This is a genomic window from Aeromonas sp. 55A, from assembly GCF_051919665.1.
GTDB lineage: Bacteria > Pseudomonadota > Gammaproteobacteria > Enterobacterales > Aeromonadaceae > Aeromonas > Aeromonas veronii.
The window spans coordinates 197,579-213,600 of sequence record NZ_JBQBEH010000001.1 but is presented as its reverse complement, the minus strand read 5'-3'; the positions used below and the strand labels follow the sequence as shown (position 1 = coordinate 213,600).

14 protein-coding genes and 1 pseudogene are annotated in these 16,022 nt (G+C 60.2%); 8 read left to right on the top strand and 7 right to left on the bottom strand.

Going from position 1 to position 16,022, the window contains the following annotated elements:
- The first annotated feature begins 22 nt into the window (after window positions 1-22).
- Both ACTG2G_RS00940 and nfo read left to right on the top strand, forming a co-directional pair.
- Window positions 23-352: a YbaB/EbfC family nucleoid-associated protein gene (locus tag ACTG2G_RS00940; protein ID WP_005333445.1), complete on the top strand. Its 330-nt coding sequence runs from the start codon at window positions 23-25 to the stop codon at window positions 350-352.
- Window positions 353-668: 316 nt separating this feature from the next.
- Window positions 669-1,511, top strand: coding sequence for a deoxyribonuclease IV (nfo, locus tag ACTG2G_RS00935; protein ID WP_005333444.1), 843 nt, complete (start codon window positions 669-671; stop codon window positions 1,509-1,511).
- A gap of 96 nt (window positions 1,512-1,607) precedes the next feature.
- Here the strand turns inward: nfo and ACTG2G_RS00930 are convergent, their stop codons facing one another.
- Window positions 1,608-2,513 carry a LysR substrate-binding domain-containing protein gene (locus ACTG2G_RS00930; protein ID WP_429206054.1) on the bottom strand — a complete coding sequence of 302 codons (906 nt, stop codon included), beginning with the start codon at window positions 2,511-2,513 and terminating at the stop codon, window positions 1,608-1,610.
- A 102-nt stretch (window positions 2,514-2,615) separates the two neighbouring features.
- On the opposite strand from ACTG2G_RS00930, the gene ACTG2G_RS00925 reads away from it, so the two are divergent.
- From ACTG2G_RS00925 to ACTG2G_RS00910, 4 genes are all read left to right on the top strand, one after another.
- Entirely contained in the window at window positions 2,616-3,608 is a 993-nt protein-coding gene (locus ACTG2G_RS00925; protein WP_005352390.1) for a TDT family transporter, read from the top strand.
- Between the two features lie 258 nt (window positions 3,609-3,866).
- Window positions 3,867-4,856: a lauroyl-Kdo(2)-lipid IV(A) myristoyltransferase gene (gene lpxM, locus ACTG2G_RS00920; protein WP_416245229.1), complete on the top strand. Its 990-nt coding sequence runs from the start codon at window positions 3,867-3,869 to the stop codon at window positions 4,854-4,856.
- A gap of 150 nt (window positions 4,857-5,006) precedes the next feature.
- Window positions 5,007-6,002 carry an LpxL/LpxP family acyltransferase gene (locus ACTG2G_RS00915; protein WP_429206052.1) on the top strand — a complete coding sequence of 332 codons (996 nt, stop codon included), beginning with the start codon at window positions 5,007-5,009 and terminating at the stop codon, window positions 6,000-6,002.
- A gap of 195 nt (window positions 6,003-6,197) precedes the next feature.
- Window positions 6,198-7,058 (top strand): PA4780 family RIO1-like protein kinase, encoded by an 861-nt coding sequence (locus tag ACTG2G_RS00910; RefSeq protein ID WP_021231339.1) that lies wholly within the window; start codon window positions 6,198-6,200, stop codon window positions 7,056-7,058.
- Window positions 7,059-7,118: 60 nt separating this feature from the next.
- On the opposite strand, the gene ACTG2G_RS00905 is transcribed toward ACTG2G_RS00910, so the two are convergent.
- The 3 genes and pseudogenes from ACTG2G_RS00905 to ACTG2G_RS00895 form a co-directional block, all read right to left on the bottom strand.
- On the bottom strand, window positions 7,119-7,643 hold the full coding sequence (locus tag ACTG2G_RS00905) for a GNAT family N-acetyltransferase (protein WP_421388101.1): 525 nt from the start codon (window positions 7,641-7,643) through the stop codon (window positions 7,119-7,121).
- Window positions 7,640-8,878 carry a GGDEF domain-containing protein gene (locus ACTG2G_RS00900; RefSeq protein WP_421388099.1) on the bottom strand — a complete coding sequence of 413 codons (1,239 nt, stop codon included), beginning with the start codon at window positions 8,876-8,878 and terminating at the stop codon, window positions 7,640-7,642. Before ACTG2G_RS00900 ends, ACTG2G_RS00905 begins: the two co-directional genes overlap by 4 nt.
- Before the next feature lie 263 nt (window positions 8,879-9,141).
- A pseudogene (locus ACTG2G_RS00895) lies at window positions 9,142-9,636 on the bottom strand (prolyl-tRNA synthetase associated domain-containing protein).
- A gap of 166 nt (window positions 9,637-9,802) precedes the next feature.
- Between ACTG2G_RS00895 and ACTG2G_RS00890 the strand changes: the two are divergent.
- Window positions 9,803-12,229: a DNA polymerase II gene (locus tag ACTG2G_RS00890; protein ID WP_429206047.1), complete on the top strand. Its 2,427-nt coding sequence runs from the start codon at window positions 9,803-9,805 to the stop codon at window positions 12,227-12,229.
- Between the two features lie 74 nt (window positions 12,230-12,303).
- Window positions 12,304-12,555 (top strand): DinI family protein, encoded by a 252-nt coding sequence (locus tag ACTG2G_RS00885; RefSeq protein WP_227342753.1) that lies wholly within the window; start codon window positions 12,304-12,306, stop codon window positions 12,553-12,555.
- 177 nt (window positions 12,556-12,732) lie between these two features.
- Here ACTG2G_RS00885 and ACTG2G_RS00880 read toward each other — a convergent pair whose 3' ends face one another.
- The 3 genes from ACTG2G_RS00880 to ACTG2G_RS00870 all read right to left on the bottom strand — a co-directional run bounded on the left by ACTG2G_RS00880 (window position 12,733) and on the right by ACTG2G_RS00870 (window position 15,915).
- Window positions 12,733-13,596, bottom strand: coding sequence for a DUF2927 domain-containing protein (locus ACTG2G_RS00880; RefSeq protein WP_421352372.1), 864 nt, complete (start codon window positions 13,594-13,596; stop codon window positions 12,733-12,735).
- A 26-nt stretch (window positions 13,597-13,622) separates the two neighbouring features.
- Window positions 13,623-14,126, bottom strand: a complete 504-nt coding sequence (locus ACTG2G_RS00875; RefSeq protein WP_227342756.1) for a M48 family metallopeptidase — start codon at window positions 14,124-14,126, stop codon at window positions 13,623-13,625.
- A 145-nt stretch (window positions 14,127-14,271) separates the two neighbouring features.
- Window positions 14,272-15,915, bottom strand: coding sequence for a hypothetical protein (locus tag ACTG2G_RS00870; RefSeq protein WP_139443577.1), 1,644 nt, complete (start codon window positions 15,913-15,915; stop codon window positions 14,272-14,274).
- Window positions 15,916-16,022: the final 107 nt, after the last annotated feature.

The window sequence follows — 16,022 nt, the reverse complement described above, 5'->3', positions numbered from 1 at the left end:
ATTTCAAGACGAGAGACGACATATGTTTGGTAAAGGTGGAATGGGGAACCTGATGAAACAGGCCCAACAGATGCAAGAGCGTATGCAGAAGGCGCAGGAGCAGCTGGCTCAGATGGAAGTGACCGGTGAAGCCGGTGCTGGCATGGTCAAGGTCACCATGACCGGTAGCCACAGCGTCCGTCGCATCGAGATCGACCCCTCCCTGATGGAAGATGACAAGGAGCTGCTGGAAGATCTGGTCGCCGCCGCTTGCAACGATGCCGTGCGTCGTGTGGAAGAGCAGAACAAGGCCAAGATGGGCGAACTGACCGGTGGCATGCAACTGCCGCCAGGTTTTAAAATGCCCTTCTAAGGCGACTCTCCCCGCGCATTCTTGCTCCCTTGTCGCTGGCCATTCGGGTCACGGCAAGGGGGACGGCCGAGAGAACCAAAGACGCAGCGTTATTGCTCAGGCGATACGCTGCGTTTTTTATGGGCGCCATGCTGGCGCGGACGGGCTCTAACTATCCCTTCTGGGGAGAGGTTGCCACAGCGAAGGCCGATTACGCCATGAAACGCAGCGCCTTGTATAGGCGGCACTATTTGTCGATACCCGCTATCGGATATCCCGGTTTGGCGTGGCCGGGCGGGAGCGGCATAATAGCCGCTTGCCGTATTGAGGAGATTGTATGAAATATATCGGAGCCCACGTCAGTGCGGCCGGCGGGGTGGAAAATACCATCGCCCGCGCCCAGGCCATCGGGGCCAACGCGTTTGCCCTCTTTACCAAGAATCAACGTCAGTGGCAGGCGGCCCCCTTGTCGGATGCCACCATCCGCGCCTTCAAGGCGGCCTGTGACAAGGCCGGTTTTCTGCCGGAGCAGATCCTGCCCCACGACAGCTATCTCATCAATCTGGGTCACCCGGATCCCGATGGTCTGGCCAAATCCCGCGATGCGTTTCTCGACGAGATGAAGCGCTGCGAGCAGCTGGGGCTTTGCTATCTGAACTTCCACCCCGGTAGCCATCTCAAGCAGATCCCAGAGGCGGCCAGCCTCAAGCTGGTGAGCGAGTCCATCAACTGGGCGTTGGAGCGCAGTGAAGGGGTGACGGCGGTGATCGAGAACACCGCCGGGCAGGGGACCAACCTCGGCTGGTCGTTCGAGCACCTCGCCACCATCATCGAGGGGGTGGAGGACAAGAGCCGGGTCGGGATCTGTTTCGATACCTGCCACGCCTTTGCCGCCGGCTACGATCTGCGCACTGCAGAGAGCTGCGCAGCTGTCTTTGCCGAGTTCGATCGCACGGTGGGTTTTCATTATCTCAAGGGGATGCATATCAACGGCGCCAAGTGCACCTTCGGTAGCCGGGTCGATCGCCACCACAGCTTGCGGGAGGGCAATCTGGGAGAGGCGGTATTCCACCACATCATGAATGATGATCGCTTCGATCGCATTCCGCTGATCCTCGAGACCATAGACGAGTCCATCTGGGGCGAGGAGATCAGCTGGTTGCGCAGTCTGGCGAAGTGATACCGAGCAAGCGAATCAAAGAGAGGGAGCCGCGGCTCCCTCTCTGCTTTTTCCGTTATTGGCGGGCGGGCCTGCCAGCGGCGCTCCGAGCGTGCGTTACTCTGCGCGGCTCACCTCGGCATCCTTCACCTGAGCCCGGCAGAAGTGGATAAAGTGGCGCAGGGAGGTGGAGTGGTACTTCTGCTTGTGCCAGATAAGGGAGAGCTGGCGCGGGAAGCGACGGGAGAGGGGCAGGGCGATCAGCCGCCCATCTGCCAGGCGATCCGAGGCTGCCAGCCGGGAGATAAAGGAGATGCCAAGCCCCTTCTCCACCGCCAGCATCACCGCCTCCAGGGTGTTGAGTTCAAGCCCTGGTTGCCAGCGGGGCAGCTCGGGCTGGATCTGCTGGATAAACTGCTCGCGGCTGCCCGATTGCGCTTCACGCAATACCCAGGTCTCGCCCCCAAGTCGGGAGAGGGAGAGCTCCTTCTTGTTGGCAAGCGGGTGACCGGGTGTGGCCACCACCAGCATCTCGTCCTGCAGCCAGGGTTCGGCGAGCAGGTCGGGGTGGTGGTTCTCCCCCTCGATCAGTGCCATATCCAGCTCGAAATTGGCCAGCGCATGGCAGAGCAGGTGTGTGTTGTTGATGGTCACCTTGGGGGGGAGCCCCAGCTCCTGTTTGCTGCTGGCGAGCAGGGTAGGGAGCAGGTAGTTGCCGATGGTCTGGCTGGCACCAAGGCGCAGCTGGCCGCTCGGTTCGGCATCGGGACTGAACAGGTTCTCGATATCCTGCATCCGGGTCAGCAGCTCTTCGGCGGCCGGTTGCAGCAGGCGCCCTTCGTTATTGAGCTGCAATCTGGGGTGAATGCGGTCAAACAACGGGGTGGAGAGCTGGCGCTCCAGCTCCTGCAGCGACTGGGAGACGGCCCCCTTGCTCAGGCAGAGCTCGTTGGCGGCAAGGCCAAGGTTTCCATAGCGGGCAATGGTGGCGAACACTTTCAGCTGCTGCAGGGTCAGTTTCATCGTGTTTGGTTTTCCTGAATGATTGATTTAATTCATTTAGATATCGTAAACGATAAGGGGGCATTATCCTATCGCCATAGTCATCAATAGAAAGGTGTCATCATGATCGCAAGAACCCGTAAATCACTGGCTGCCGCCCCAACCCCCATGGCGGGTCTGGCGCTGGGCATCGCCAGCCTTGGTTGGTGTTGGGAAAATGCCGGTCACTTCGATGGCCGGATGCAACTGCTGGGCGCTGCCATTGCGGCCGTGCTGCTGGTGATCCTGACCTTCAAGTTTCTGCTTCACCCCCGCCTGCTGTTGCAGGATCTCGCTCACCCCGTAGTCGGCAGTGTGGTACCGACCTATGCCATGGGCACCATGGTGGTCTCCAAAGCGCTGGGTATGATTGCGCCGCAAGCGGGTGAGGCCCTCTGGCTGTTTGCCGTGGCGGTTCACCTGCTGTTCCTGGCAACCTTTATCTGGCATCGCGCCAAAGAGTTTGAAATCCACCACATGGTGCCGAGCTGGTTCGTGCCGCCGGTGGGGATCATCGTGGCTGACGTCGCCTTCCCGGGTGGTCAATTTGCCCCGCTGGCCAACGGTCTGCTCTGGTTCGGGATCATCTGCTACGGCCTGATGCTGCCGCTGATGCTCTATCGCCTGATCTTCAGCCATGAAGTGCCGGATGCCGCCAAACCGACCATCGCCATTCTGGCTGCCCCTGCCAGCCTCTCTCTGGCCGGTTACCTGACCGTCAGCCAAGAGCCGTCACTGCTGCTGGTGGCCGTGCTGTTGGGGATTGCCATCCTGATGACCGGTATCATCTATCTGGCCTTCATCAAACTGCTGCGTCTGCCCTTCTCGCCGGGTTATGCCGCCTTCACCTTCCCGCTGGTGATCGGTGCCACCGCCCTGTTCAAAGTGGCTCATCTGGTTGAAGGGTTTGCGCAAGGGAGTCACTACGTCGAGCAGATCAGACTGCTGGCCCACTTCGAGCTGGGGGTGGCTACCGTGATCGTCGGGTATGTGGCACTGCGTTACCTGATGTTTTTTCTGCCGCAGCGTAATACCGAAATGAATAACGGCATGGCCCGCCAGGGTGCTCACCGTTAAATCTTGAAGAAGATGTGACATCGGGAAATGGATAAGCAGTGCGCTCCGAGAGCGACGGGATAAACGACCAGTCATACGATGGATGGACAAAGAGCCTCCACCCTGGTTGTGTAACGAGCAAAATGCCCCGCAGTGCGGGGCATTTTTTTATGGTTTTTTGATGTGGCGCCCGTGGCGGGCTATTTGCCATGGATTTAACTGGTATTACCTGTCAGGACGACTACAATGCAGCACCACTTTTTCGCTCGACCCCAATACATGTCGTCCCAAGATCCCGTATTTGACTCCTCTTTTGAAGCCCGTTTTCTGCATCCCCGCTACTGGTTCAGCTGGCTGGCGCTCGGTGTGCTGATGCTGCTGGCCTTTGTGCCGGTGCGATTGCGCGACCGTTTGGCCGAAGCCTTGGCACCGCTGGTGTTTCGTATCTCGAAAAAACAGATCTATATCGCCAGAACCAATCTGGAGATCTGCTTCCCGGACAAGAGCCCGGAAGAACGGGATGCCATTGCACTGACCTCGATCCGGGTCGGCCTCAAGAGTCTGTTGGGATTTGGCGAGTTCACTATGCGCAGTCAGCGTTATCTGATGAGCAGGATGCAGGTGATCGGTTGGGAGCATATCGAGGCGGAGCGGGCGGCCGACCGCCCGGTGATCCTGGTAGTGCCCCATACCTGGCCGGTGGATGCCGCCGGTTACTGCTTCACCCAGCGCGGGGTGCCCATGTGCACCATGATGAAACGGGCGCGCAATCCGGTGTTTGATTGGCACCTCAACCGTGCACGAGCCAAGAACGGTTGCCGCGTCTATGAGCGCAGCGCCGGGATCAAGGCGGTGATCAGGACCATCAAGAGCGGTCGCAGCTTCTTCTATCTGCCGGATCAGGATCATGGCCGCGAGAAGAGCATCTTCGCCCCCTTCTTTGGCTATCCCAAGGCGACCCTGCCTGCCTTGCCCCGTCTGGTGCAGGTCAGCGGTGCCAAGGCGGTGCCGCTGCTCGCCTGCTATGACGAAGCGAATCACTGCTACCGGCTGGAGATTGAGGCACCGTTCGACAACTATCCCACCGAGGATGTGATGGCCGATACCTGTCGCATGAACGACATGGTGCAACAGCAGCTGATGCGCCATCCGGGTCAATACATGTGGTTCCTCAAGATCTTCGATACCCGTCAGGATCAGGAGGGGCTGGATGGCCTCTACGAAGAGGGGATACGCCGGATCCGCAAGGGATTGTCGCCCCACGGCTGACCCAGAATTTGGATTGATTGAAATGGCCCCATGTGGGCCATTTTTTATGATAACTAGTCTGATCAGTGCCTTGCAGGCTGATGGCCAGCCTCCCCAGGGTAGAAAAAAATGTCAGGATAACTACAATAACCGTTTGTTTTTGATGACTTGATGGCCGCCATGTCTGCGTTAGATCCGGTATTTGATACCTCATTTCATAGCCGCCTGCTGCATCCCAAATGGTGGGGCAGCTGGTGTGCGCTGGGCCTGCTCTCCCTGCTGGCATTTACTCCTGCGAGATTGAGGGATCGCTTTGCCGATCTGGTTTCGCCGACCCTGCTGCGTTTTTCGAAAAAGCAGGCCTATATCGCCGATACCAACCTCAAGATCTGCTTTCCCGAGCTGGATGCCGCTGCACGGCAGGCGCTGCTGCTCAAATCGATCCGGGTCGGGCTCAAGACCTTTATGGGCTTTGGCGAACTCAGCTGGCGCAGCAAGGCGCGGCTGACCCGCCGCATCAAGGTCACCGGCTGGGAGCATGTGCAAGCGGAGCTGGCTGCGGGCCGTCCGGTGATCCTGGTGGTGCCTCACACCTGGGCGGTCGATATGATTGGCCGCTACTTCTCCATGATGGGCATTGAGATGTGCACCATGATGAAGAGTCCGAAAGATCAGGTGTTTGACTGGTACATCAACCGCGAGCGGGCCAAAGGGGGCAAGGTCTATGAGCGCAGCGCCGGGATCAAGCCGGCGATCAAGTCGATCCGCGCCGGCGCCAGTTTCTTCTACCTGCCAGATCAGGATCACGGCCGCGAGGCGAGCGTGTTTGTTCCCTTCTTTGGCCGCCCCAAGGCAACCCTGCCTGCGTTGCCCAAGCTGGTGAAGCTGACCGGTGCCAGAGCGGTGCCCATCTTCGCCAGCTATGACGAGGATGAGGGGCGCTATCTGCTGGAGATCGAGCCGCCGTTTGACCCTTATCCCACCGCCGATCTGCTGGCAGACGTCAATACCATGAACCGGGTGGTAGAGATGCAGGTGGCGCGCCATCCCGAGCAGTACATGTGGTTTCTCAAGATCTTCGAAACCCTGGAGCATCAGGAGGGGGATGACGGCCTCTATGAAGCGGGGATCCAGCGCATTCGTCAGGGCTTGCCGCCCGAACCTTGAAAATTGGCCCGCTTGCGGGCCATTTTTGTTGGCACAGGCGCCTTTCGTATTTGGTCTGCTGCTGGTGGTTTTTAAGGCGAACGGGTGGACAAAAACAGCGCAAACAGGGGATAACAGGGTGTCTTATGAAAGGGAGAGGCAGGTGAGCGTGCGCGGAGCTATCTTCGAGAGCGGAAATAGGGTAAAAGGGCGGCCATGAAAATTCCAAATCGAATCCAACCTCTGGTTGATGACGGCCTGGTCGATGAGGTCGTCAGCCGGTTGATGAGCGGCAAAGAGGCCGACGTCTATGTGGTGCGCTGCGGCGACGAGATCCGCTGCGCCAAAGTCTATAAAGAGGCGTCCAAGCGCAGCTTCAAGCAGGCCGTGGTCTATCAGGAGGGGCGCAAGGTGCGTAACAGCCGCAGCGCTCGCGCCATGGAGAAGGGCTCCAAGTACGGCCGCAAACAGCATGAAGAGGTGTGGCAGAACACCGAGGTCGACGCCCTGTTCAAGCTGGCGGCGGCCGGTGTGCGGGTGCCGCAGCCTTATGTCTGCCTCGATGGCGTCCTCTTGATGGAACTTATCACCGATGAGGATGGCAATGTCGCGCCGCGCCTCAACGATGTGGCGCTTACCCCCGAGCAGGCGGTCATCGACCATGCCAAGGTGATCCGTTACGTGGTGCGGATGCTCTGCGCCGGTCTTATCCACGGTGATCTCTCGGAGTTCAATGTGCTGGTGGATGAACAGGGCCCCGTCATTATCGACCTGCCCCAGGTGGTGGATGCCGCCGCCAACAACCAGGCCAAGGCGATGCTGGAGCGGGACGTCAACAATATGCGCAACTACTACGGCATGTATGCCCCCGAGCTGCTCAAGACCCGTTATGCCCAGGAGATGTGGGCGCTGTTTGAAGATGGCAAACTCACCCCCGATAGCGAGCTGACCGGTCACTTTGAAGAGAGCCGCGCCGCCATCGATCTCGATTCGGTGCTGCAGGAGATCGAGAGCGCCGAAGAGGAGGCCTATGCCCGTCAGGCCCGGATGAAGGCGGAGCAGGAAGACAGCTACTAACGGTCTTGCCACGTTCGCAAAAAGAGCGCCTTCGGGGCGCTCTTTTTATTGCTGCTGCGGCTATGGTCGGCTGGGGCAGGGGGCTAGCTGATACATCTCCAGCCAGTTGCGATCCCCCGGATGGAAGCGCCTCCCCAGCAACACGCCCCCGGCGGCCGTAATGACCTTGCGGGAAGCCAGATTATCTTCGCCGCAGCTGATCAGCACCGGCGCTGCCAGCACCTGTTGTTGCACCCAGCGCAGCAGCACGGTCGCGGCCCCTTCGCCACGGCGAGAGGGGCGGGTTTCGTAACCGATATGACCCAGCCACTGGCGGGTTGCCTCATTGTCACCGTGACGCAGACGCAGGGTGGCGATGATTTCCTCGCCATCGAGGGCAAAATAGGTGGTGGTCGGCAGGTATCCACTGGGCAAGTTGCGCCCTTTGGCGTGATTCAGCAGGCTCTGTAGCCAGCCGTCCGAGTCAAATTGCGCCACCTGATAGAGCGGCTGTCCGTCCTCGGCGCATTCGGTGACATAGCGCCGGTAAGCCGGGGCATCTGCCAGCCTGGCCGGTCGGCACTGCAGAGTGAGCACTGCGCTCATGACAGGAGCGCGCAGGGCGGCAGCGGCTGCGGCTCGTTGTGGTGGAGCTCCTGCACGCAGGCCCGTTGCCTCCCAGCCTGTTTGGCGGCGTAAAGGGCCTGATCCGCGCGCAGGTAGGCCGCTTCAAACCCCTCGTCAGGGTGCAGCGAGGTGAGGCCGATGCTGAGGCTGATGGGGCCACCGGCCAGCGCCCGGGTCGCCTCGGCGATCTGCTGTTGCAGGCTGTGACAGTAGTCGGGCAGGGTCTGCGGGTCCGCCATCAGCAGCAGGGCCAGCTCATCGCCGCCAAGCCGACCGGCCATGCCCTCAGAAGGCAGGGTATTGGTGATCACCCGACCCACGGCCCGCAGCATGGCATCACCGGCGGGGTGGCCGTGGCGGTCGTTGATCTGCTTGAAGTTGTCCAGATCGATCAGCAGCAGCTGGCTAGAGCTTGTCACCTCGCGGGCACGCAGGGACACCTGGCGTTCGAAATAGTGGCGGCTGAACAGGCCGGTCAGCTCATCCTGATTGGCACGCCGCTCCAGCTTGCGCTGGGTGGCCAGCAGGGCTTGCTGTTGGCGGGTGTGGACCAGGCTCAGCAGCAGATAACTGCGGGCGATGGTAAATAGCAGGCTGAGCAGGATCACAGGCCCGAGCAGCGGGTCGGTGAAGGAGTTGGCCGCCAGCTCCGGCTGCCAGAGGTGTTTGGCGATCCGCAGTAGTTGCAACAGCAGTTGCAGGCCAAGCAGCAGAATGGCAAAGCGCAGCACCCGATAGACAGGGGCCAGCCGCTGGTAGCGCCAGAGCTGCCAGATAAGCAGTGCAATCTGCAGCGAGAGCACGCCGGAGAGCACGATGATCCGGCTGTGCACATCAAAGAGGGGTTGCTGCAGGGCGGTCAGGGCAAACAGGACGAAACCGCCGAGGGTAACGGTGGGCAGCAGCCAGCCCAGTTGGTCGGCTTCACGGCGAAAGAAGTGGCGCATCCCCCGTTCATAGAGCAGGGCGGTCGACATCAACAGCAGGTTGGTGCAGAGAATATTGGCAAGGGATGCATTTCCCTCAAGGGGGCGCAGCAGCAGGCAGCAAAAAGCCCCTGCGATCACCAGTTCCCCCGCTGACCAGTAGATCAATGCCCTGATCTGGCGATGGGTGTGCCACATAGCGGCGAAAATGGTGGCGACCCCCACATGTGACAGCGTGACGAACAGTACCAGACTCAACAACTGGGCTGAGGAAAACAGACTTGGCATCAAGGGGCTCTCTGGGAAGTCACCTGTGAACGAACAGGCGATGGGGTATCGCCCGCTGGCAGTGGCCGATCACAACATGAATCCAACCTATTATCAATTGGTTAAATGGCTGAATATACTTACCTCCGACTTCTTGCACGATGGCAACTGCTGACTCGATTTATCAGAGCTCAAGGGGGTATTTTATTGTCTTTTCAGTCAATTGTGCTGCGTGAACGGTGGTTGTGTTGGCGGCAGGGTGAACCCAACCGCCAGACGTTGTGTTAATCGCAGGTTGTAGCAGGCAAGCGCATGACGGTGGCTTCCCGGCCCAGATGGGTCAGCAGACGGCGCACGTCGTCGAGGCGGATGATCAGGGTAGCGGTGTTGACCAGCGGATGGCACTGCATCTGCTCGGCTTGCCAGATGGCCTCGTCCACCACCAGCTCTACCGCATTTTCCCTGTCGCGCACCATGGCGAGCAGGGTCACCGAGCCCGGGGTAAGGCCGAGCACCGCATCGAGCCGCTCGGGGGAACCAAAACTCAGCCGCTTGACGCCAAGGGCGGTTGCCAGCGCCTTGAGATCGACCCGCCTCTCCTCCGGTGTTACCACCAGAAACAGCCGCTCTCATTTCGGGTCGCGCAAAAAGAGGTTCTTGGTCTTGGCGGCGGGCAGGTCGGGCAGCAGCCTGCTCGCTTTCTCACAGGTAAACACCGGAGGATGGTCAAAGCGCTGGTAGGGGATAGCCAGCTGATCCAGCAGGGAATAGATTGCCACAAAGACTCCTTTCGTCGGCGAAGAGTGGTAAGAACGGGATGGGCGGGAATAACGACCGGATCGAGCTTACCAGTTTGACTCCCGCCTCGCAGCCAGCGTGACGATTGCGAGCAGGCACTGTATGAACGTACAATAGTCCCATTCTCGGACAGCCCCTTTACGCTTCATGACTGCAACCCAGCCCACCGTACCCGCCACTCCGCCGCTCGACGGTTTTATCCTGACCCGCCACGGTCGGGACGTGCGCGGCCGCAACGGGCTGCCTGCAACCACCGAAATCGTGATGTGGCTCTGGAGCGCGCAGGGGCCGGTGCGGGTGGTGGTGCAGGGGCAAGAGCCGGTGTTCTTTTTGCCGCAGAGCCATATGGCAGAAGCTGCCGAGCTGTTCAAGGGGGCCGGGGTGAGCGGGCGGTTTCGCCGCCTGCCGATGCACACTTTCGATGGCCGCCCTGTGGTGGGCTGCTATTTCGCTACCCTGAGTGCCTTTCACCGCGCCATCGAGCTGCTGCTTATTCGAGGGCTGGAGCACTTCGAGGCGGATATCCGGCTGCCGGAACGTTTTCTGATGGAGCGTTTCATCACCGCTGGCGTACGCTTCGATGGCCGTGCGGTGAAGAAGGGGGGCAAGCAGGGCTACTGGGAGGTGAACGAGGCGCGCTGCGCGCCGCAGGCGGTGACGCCGACCCTCTCCTGGGTGTCGCTGGATGTGGAGTGCGCCATGGACGGGGCCCTCTTCTCGGTCGGTCTTTACAGCGAACAGGATGCGCGGGTCATCATGATCGGTACCTCGGAAGCGGATGCCGAGAGCTGGGGCACCCAGGTCCAGTGGGTAGAGGACGAGAGCTCCCTGCTGAGTGCGCTGGAGAGCTGGTTCAGCCTGCATGACCCCGATCTGGTCATCGGCTGGAACGTGGTTAATTTTGATTTTCGCCTGCTGCTACGTCGCGCCGAGCTTAACAAGCGGCGGCTGCGGCTCGGGCGGGGTCGTGAGCTCTGCTTCTGGCGCTCGTCACGGGGCGATCCCCAGACTGGCAACGTCATCATTCCCGGGCGCATGGTGCTCGATGGCATCGATACCCTCAAAAGCGCCACCTGGCAGTTTGCCAGCTACAGCCTGGATGCGGTGGCGAGCGAACTGCTCGGCCGTGGCAAGGATATCGAGGATGTGGCCAATCGGGGGGAGAAGATCACCGAGCTGTTCCACTCCGACAAGGAGGCGCTGGCCCGCTACAACCTGGAAGATTGCAAGCTGGTGTGGGAGATCTTCGACTACTGCCACCTTATCCCCTTTGCCATCGAGCGTGCTTCCCTCACCGGCCTGGAGCTGGACAGGGTGGGGGGCTCGGTGGCGGCCTTTACCAACCTCTATCTGCCGCGGCTCCATCGTGGCGGTTACGTGGCCCCCAATCTGCCGGCCGACGGGGGGCTCGCAAGCCCCGGCGGTTATGTGATGGACTCCAAACCCGGTCTCTATCGCCATGTGCTGGTGCTCGATTTCAAGAGCCTCTATCCCAGCATCATCCGAACCTTCTGCATCGACCCCATGGGGCTCATCGAAGGGCTGCAGCATCCCGAGCACGCTATTCCGGGCTTTCGCGGCGCCATGTTCTCCCGCGAACGGCACTTCTTGCCGGATCTCATCGCTACCTTGTGGGCGGCGCGGGACAGAGCCAAGGCGGCCAGCAACAAGGCGCTCTCCCAGGCCATCAAAATCATCATGAACTCTTTCTACGGCGTGCTGGGTTCAGGGGGCTGCCGTTTCTATGATCCGCGCCTAGCCTCGTCCATTACCCTGCGTGGCCACAGCATCATGCAGCAGACCCGCGAGTGGATTGAGGCGAAGGGGTTCGAGGTGATCTATGGCGATACTGACTCCACCTTTGTCCATCTGGGGCGCGAGACCAGCCCCGATGAGGCGGACGAGATCGGCCAGCGACTGGCTCAAATGATCAACGATAACTGGGCTGCACTGATCAGGCGCGAGTTCGACCTGCCGAGTTATCTCGAGATCCAGTACGAGACCCACTACCGCCGCTTTCTGATGCCCACCATTCGCGGGCTGGAGAAGGGCAGCAAGAAGCGCTATGCCGGTCTGGTTGGCAAGGCCAGTGAGGGGTGTGAACAGCTGGTATTCAAGGGGCTCGAATCGGTGCGTACCGACTGGACCATGCTGGCCAAGCAGTTCCAGACCCGCCTCTATGAGCTGGTGTTTCACGACCAAGATCCCAGCGGCTATGTGCGCACCATGGTCGATGAGACCCGCGCCGGTCGTCACGACGATCTGCTTATCTACCGCAAACGGCTACGCCAGAAGCTCGAGGAGTATCAGAAGAATGTACCGCCCCATGTGCGGGCAGCGCGGCTGGCCGATGAGGAGAACCTGCGCCGCGGTCTGCCCCAGCGCTATCAGCATCGGGGCTCCATCGCCTATCTGATGACCCTCAATGGCCCCGAGCCGCTGGAGTACCGGCGCAGCGCCATCGATTACGAGCACTATATCGACAAGCAGTTGCGGCCCATTGCCGATGCCATCCTGCCCTTTATCGGCGAATCGTTCGATCGGATCTGTGGTCAGCAGCTGGATCTTTTCTGATTGGTGCAAGTTGGCACTTTACTTCCCATGAATACTGGATAAAAATACAGTTATAAATCATGGAGAAGTTTCCTATGCGTCTTGAAATCATCATCGACAGAAAACATCAGATCCCGACCTCGACCATGGAGGCGCTGCGTCAGGAGCTGCTCAAGCAGCTTGGCGAAAAATTCCCCGACATCCATGTGCGGGTCGCGCCGGGCAGCGCCATGGCCCTGACCGTCAGCCGTGCCAGCAAGGAAGACAAAGAGCTGGCCGAAGCCATGGTGCAGGAGGTGTGGGAGAACGCCGAGAGCTGGATGCAGGAAGAGAACGTCGCCTCCTGATCCCGCACGGTCAGTGGATAACTCGGGCGTTGGATAAATGGGTTGCTGATAAACGGGCATGCCCGCGAATGATCCGCTGATCCCCGGACAACAAAAAACGCAGCCAGGTGGCTGCGTTTTTTGTGGGTGGTGAGAGGCTCGCGATGGTTTTTCTGGCTCTGGGTTGAGCCAGGCCCGTTACAACCCCGCCCAGCTTTTCAGGCTCTGCTGCTGCACCCGGCGATTGGCTTCGCGGATCTCCCCTTTGGCGCGCAGGTCGGCCAGCGCAATGGGCAGTGCGGCGCGGATCTCGTCACTGCTCATTCCGGCTTTGAGGGCCGGGTGATAGGCCATCTTGAGCAGCACATAGTCCAGCCCGGTCAAAAAGCTGTCGATGCTGTTGTCATTGAAGATGGAGGGAAACACCTTGTCCGAATCGTTGGGCAGCCCCATCACCTGGGTGAACTCCTCCACCACGCAGTCGAGAAAACGCCCCTTGGCTCTGCTGTAGTCTACCGGAATGATGATGGTGGCACGGCTGATCTCGTGTTTCGCATTGGTTGCGAAGTTGGCAAGGCAGAGCCCTTCCTTGAGTGCCATCTTGACTGATGGATCCCCCCCCATGGTGCGGTTGGCCCAGCTCTTCATCTTGCTGTAGTCGGTCATGATCAGGGTGAGGTTGGGCTTTGCGGTCACCATGCTGATGGAGTGGCCGGTGATGCGGGCCAGATGGGCTGCCTGTACCTTCACCACGTCGGCCTGCAGCGGCTTGTCACCCGATTCGTTGATAAGTTGCAGCCGGATCGGCTGCTGCCAGCGGGCAAAACGGGTCTGCCTGGCTTCGCCATATTCCCGCTCCATGGCGATGGCAATAAAGCTCTCGGTGAGATAGCTGTCGCTCTGCCAGCGCTCATCGGCCCGGGCGCTGTGGCCCGCGAGCAGAAGCAGCAGGGCCAGCAGCCCACGTGACGCGCTGCGGGGATAGTCAGCGCGGCCCAAGCTGGCCATTACCAAAGTGGCAATAAGGCGGGTGGCACCAAAGGGGGTGGCGGCAAATGACATGTTTCCTCCCTGAAACGGTTGTCTACCTAGCGGTTGGCCTTGTCGATATCGCGCCAGGTGAGCCAGAGCCTGAGATCAAACTCCAGTTGATGATAGTCGGGCTCCATGTGCTGGCAGAGCTGGTAGAAGCTCTTGTTGTGATCCTTCACTTTGATATGGGCCAGCTCGTGCACCACGATCATTTTCAGGAATGGGGGCGGTGCCTCCTTGAACAGGGCGGCGATGCGGATCTCGTTCTTGGCCTTGAGCTTGCTGCCCTGCACTCGGCTGACGTAGGTGTGCAGACCGAGGGCATCCTTGATCACGTTGATCTTGCCATCGAACACCACCTTTGACAGGGGCGCCGAGCTCTTGAGGTAGCGGTTCTTCAGCTCCATGGTGTAGGCGAGCAGCGCCTTGTCGCTCTGGATCTGGTGGCTCTCCGGATAGCGTTTGGCCAGCATCTCCCCAAGCTTGCCCGCCGCAATCAGCTGTTGTACCTGTGCCTTGAGGGGGTCGGGATAGCCGCCCAGATAAGTCAGTTCCGCCATGGTGTCACTCGTTACATCAAAAAGAGCGTCATTGTAGTTATCTCGGGCGGGCTTGCCTACTGCGGGCCGCTGCTGCAAGGGGGCTCTGGCGCAAGAAAAAGGGCGGCCATTGCAACAATGGCCGCCCTGCGGGGCGTATTGACGATCAGCGTCGGCGATAGAGACCCGGATCCACCTCTTCATAGTGGCTGGTCAGGTATTGATAGAAGGCGAGATGGGAAGGGGAGCTCGGCTTTTTCAGCTCCTCGCTCACCCGATCCGGCTTGGCGATGATGAACTTCGGGCTCTGGCGCTGGATATCGGCCAGCACCCGCTCGCGCACGTCATAGGGCGGATTGACGTTGGCAAAGAAGAGGTAGGCGGAAGCCGGCTGGCGATCGGTCCAGAGATAATATTGCGGCTGGATGCCATCGACCCAGATCTTGTCGCTCGGGACTGTCTCGGCCTTGATGCGATCAACCCGTACCTGAGCTGCCGGATTGAAAGGGCGGCCTTTGAGGGTGCCTTCCCAGGCGTTGTTGATCATCAGCAGCAGCATGGCCAGCGTTGCCAGCCAGGGGGTGGCACTGCGCACATCCCAGGCGCGCCAGAGAGGGATGAGGATCAGCACCGGCAGCGCCCACAGCAGGCTGGTGCCGAGCACCTCGTTGACCCGTTCGAGGGACCACTCCTTGGTGCTCCAGCCAAAGGCGAGTTGCTGGGCCAGCAGCCAGCTGGCGGTGAGCACCACCAGCGAGATGCAGAGCAGGCCGATGGCATCTGCCTGCTGTTCGCTGCGATCCAGCAATACCGCCAGCGGTAGCACCGCCAGTTGCAGATAGAGCACGTCGTAGTGATCGAACACATGGCCGGAGACCGAGTTGGCGATCAGGGTGAACAGCACCCCAAACAGGGTCGCCAGCAAGGCGGGCAGATACCACTCCTGACGGCGGCTCAGCATCAGAATGATGAAGGCGGGCAGCAGCATGATAAGGCCGGTGCGTAGCAGGCCGACGGCGCCCACCATGGGAGAGAAGCCATTGCCGTAGCTCCCTTCGAAAAAGATGTCGAAGGCGTAGTATTTGAAGGCCGCCAGCAGATCATGCTGCTGGAAGTAGGCGTAAAGCGGGCCGCCAATCAGCGCCAGTCCCAGCAGGCTGGAGATGAGCAGCAAGATGGCGTCACGCCACTTCTCATGCAGACACCAGTGGCAGAACAGTACCAGATACCAGGCGCCCCAGAAGGCGCCGTTGTTGGTGCGCATCCAGGCGACGATGGCGAAGGTAAGGGCCGCCACCAGCGCCGGCCACCAGCGAAATCCCTTGTCCAGCAGCAGGGTAATGAAGGCCCACTGGGCGATGAGGGCGAGGTGGAAGGTCCAGTCCTCGGTCATGTTGCCGTAGTAGTAACGGGTGCCGTAGAGAGCCAGCACCGCCAGCATGGCGCCGAGACGCGCCTTGAACGAGAGGCCAAGTTGGGCAAAGGCCTGCCAGCTGGCCAGCAGTCCAAGCCAGCATAGCACCCACTCCAGCGCCCAGATCCCGACAAAACCACCCATTCGATAGCCCAGCGCGTCGAGGGCGAAAATCATCGGCCCCTTGATGTCAATCATGTCGCGATAGAGCACGCCCCCTTCGCTCCACATCTTGCCCATCACCGCGAACAGCGAGGCATCAAAGCCCGGCGCCATGGCGTGGAAGAGCGGGTTGCGCAGACAGAAGAGCAGCGCCAGCAAGGCGGTCAGCAGCACAATGGCTGGCTTGATACCCGGGTTGACGCGAGGGGGAGTGAAACGGATGGAGTGATTCATGAAGTCGCCTGTTCCTGCAGCTGGTCTTGAAAGCGGGCCTATCTTGCCGAGCTAGTGAGTGCGATGCAATGGGGCGGGCCCGTGTGGGGCAAATATTCTCGAAAAAG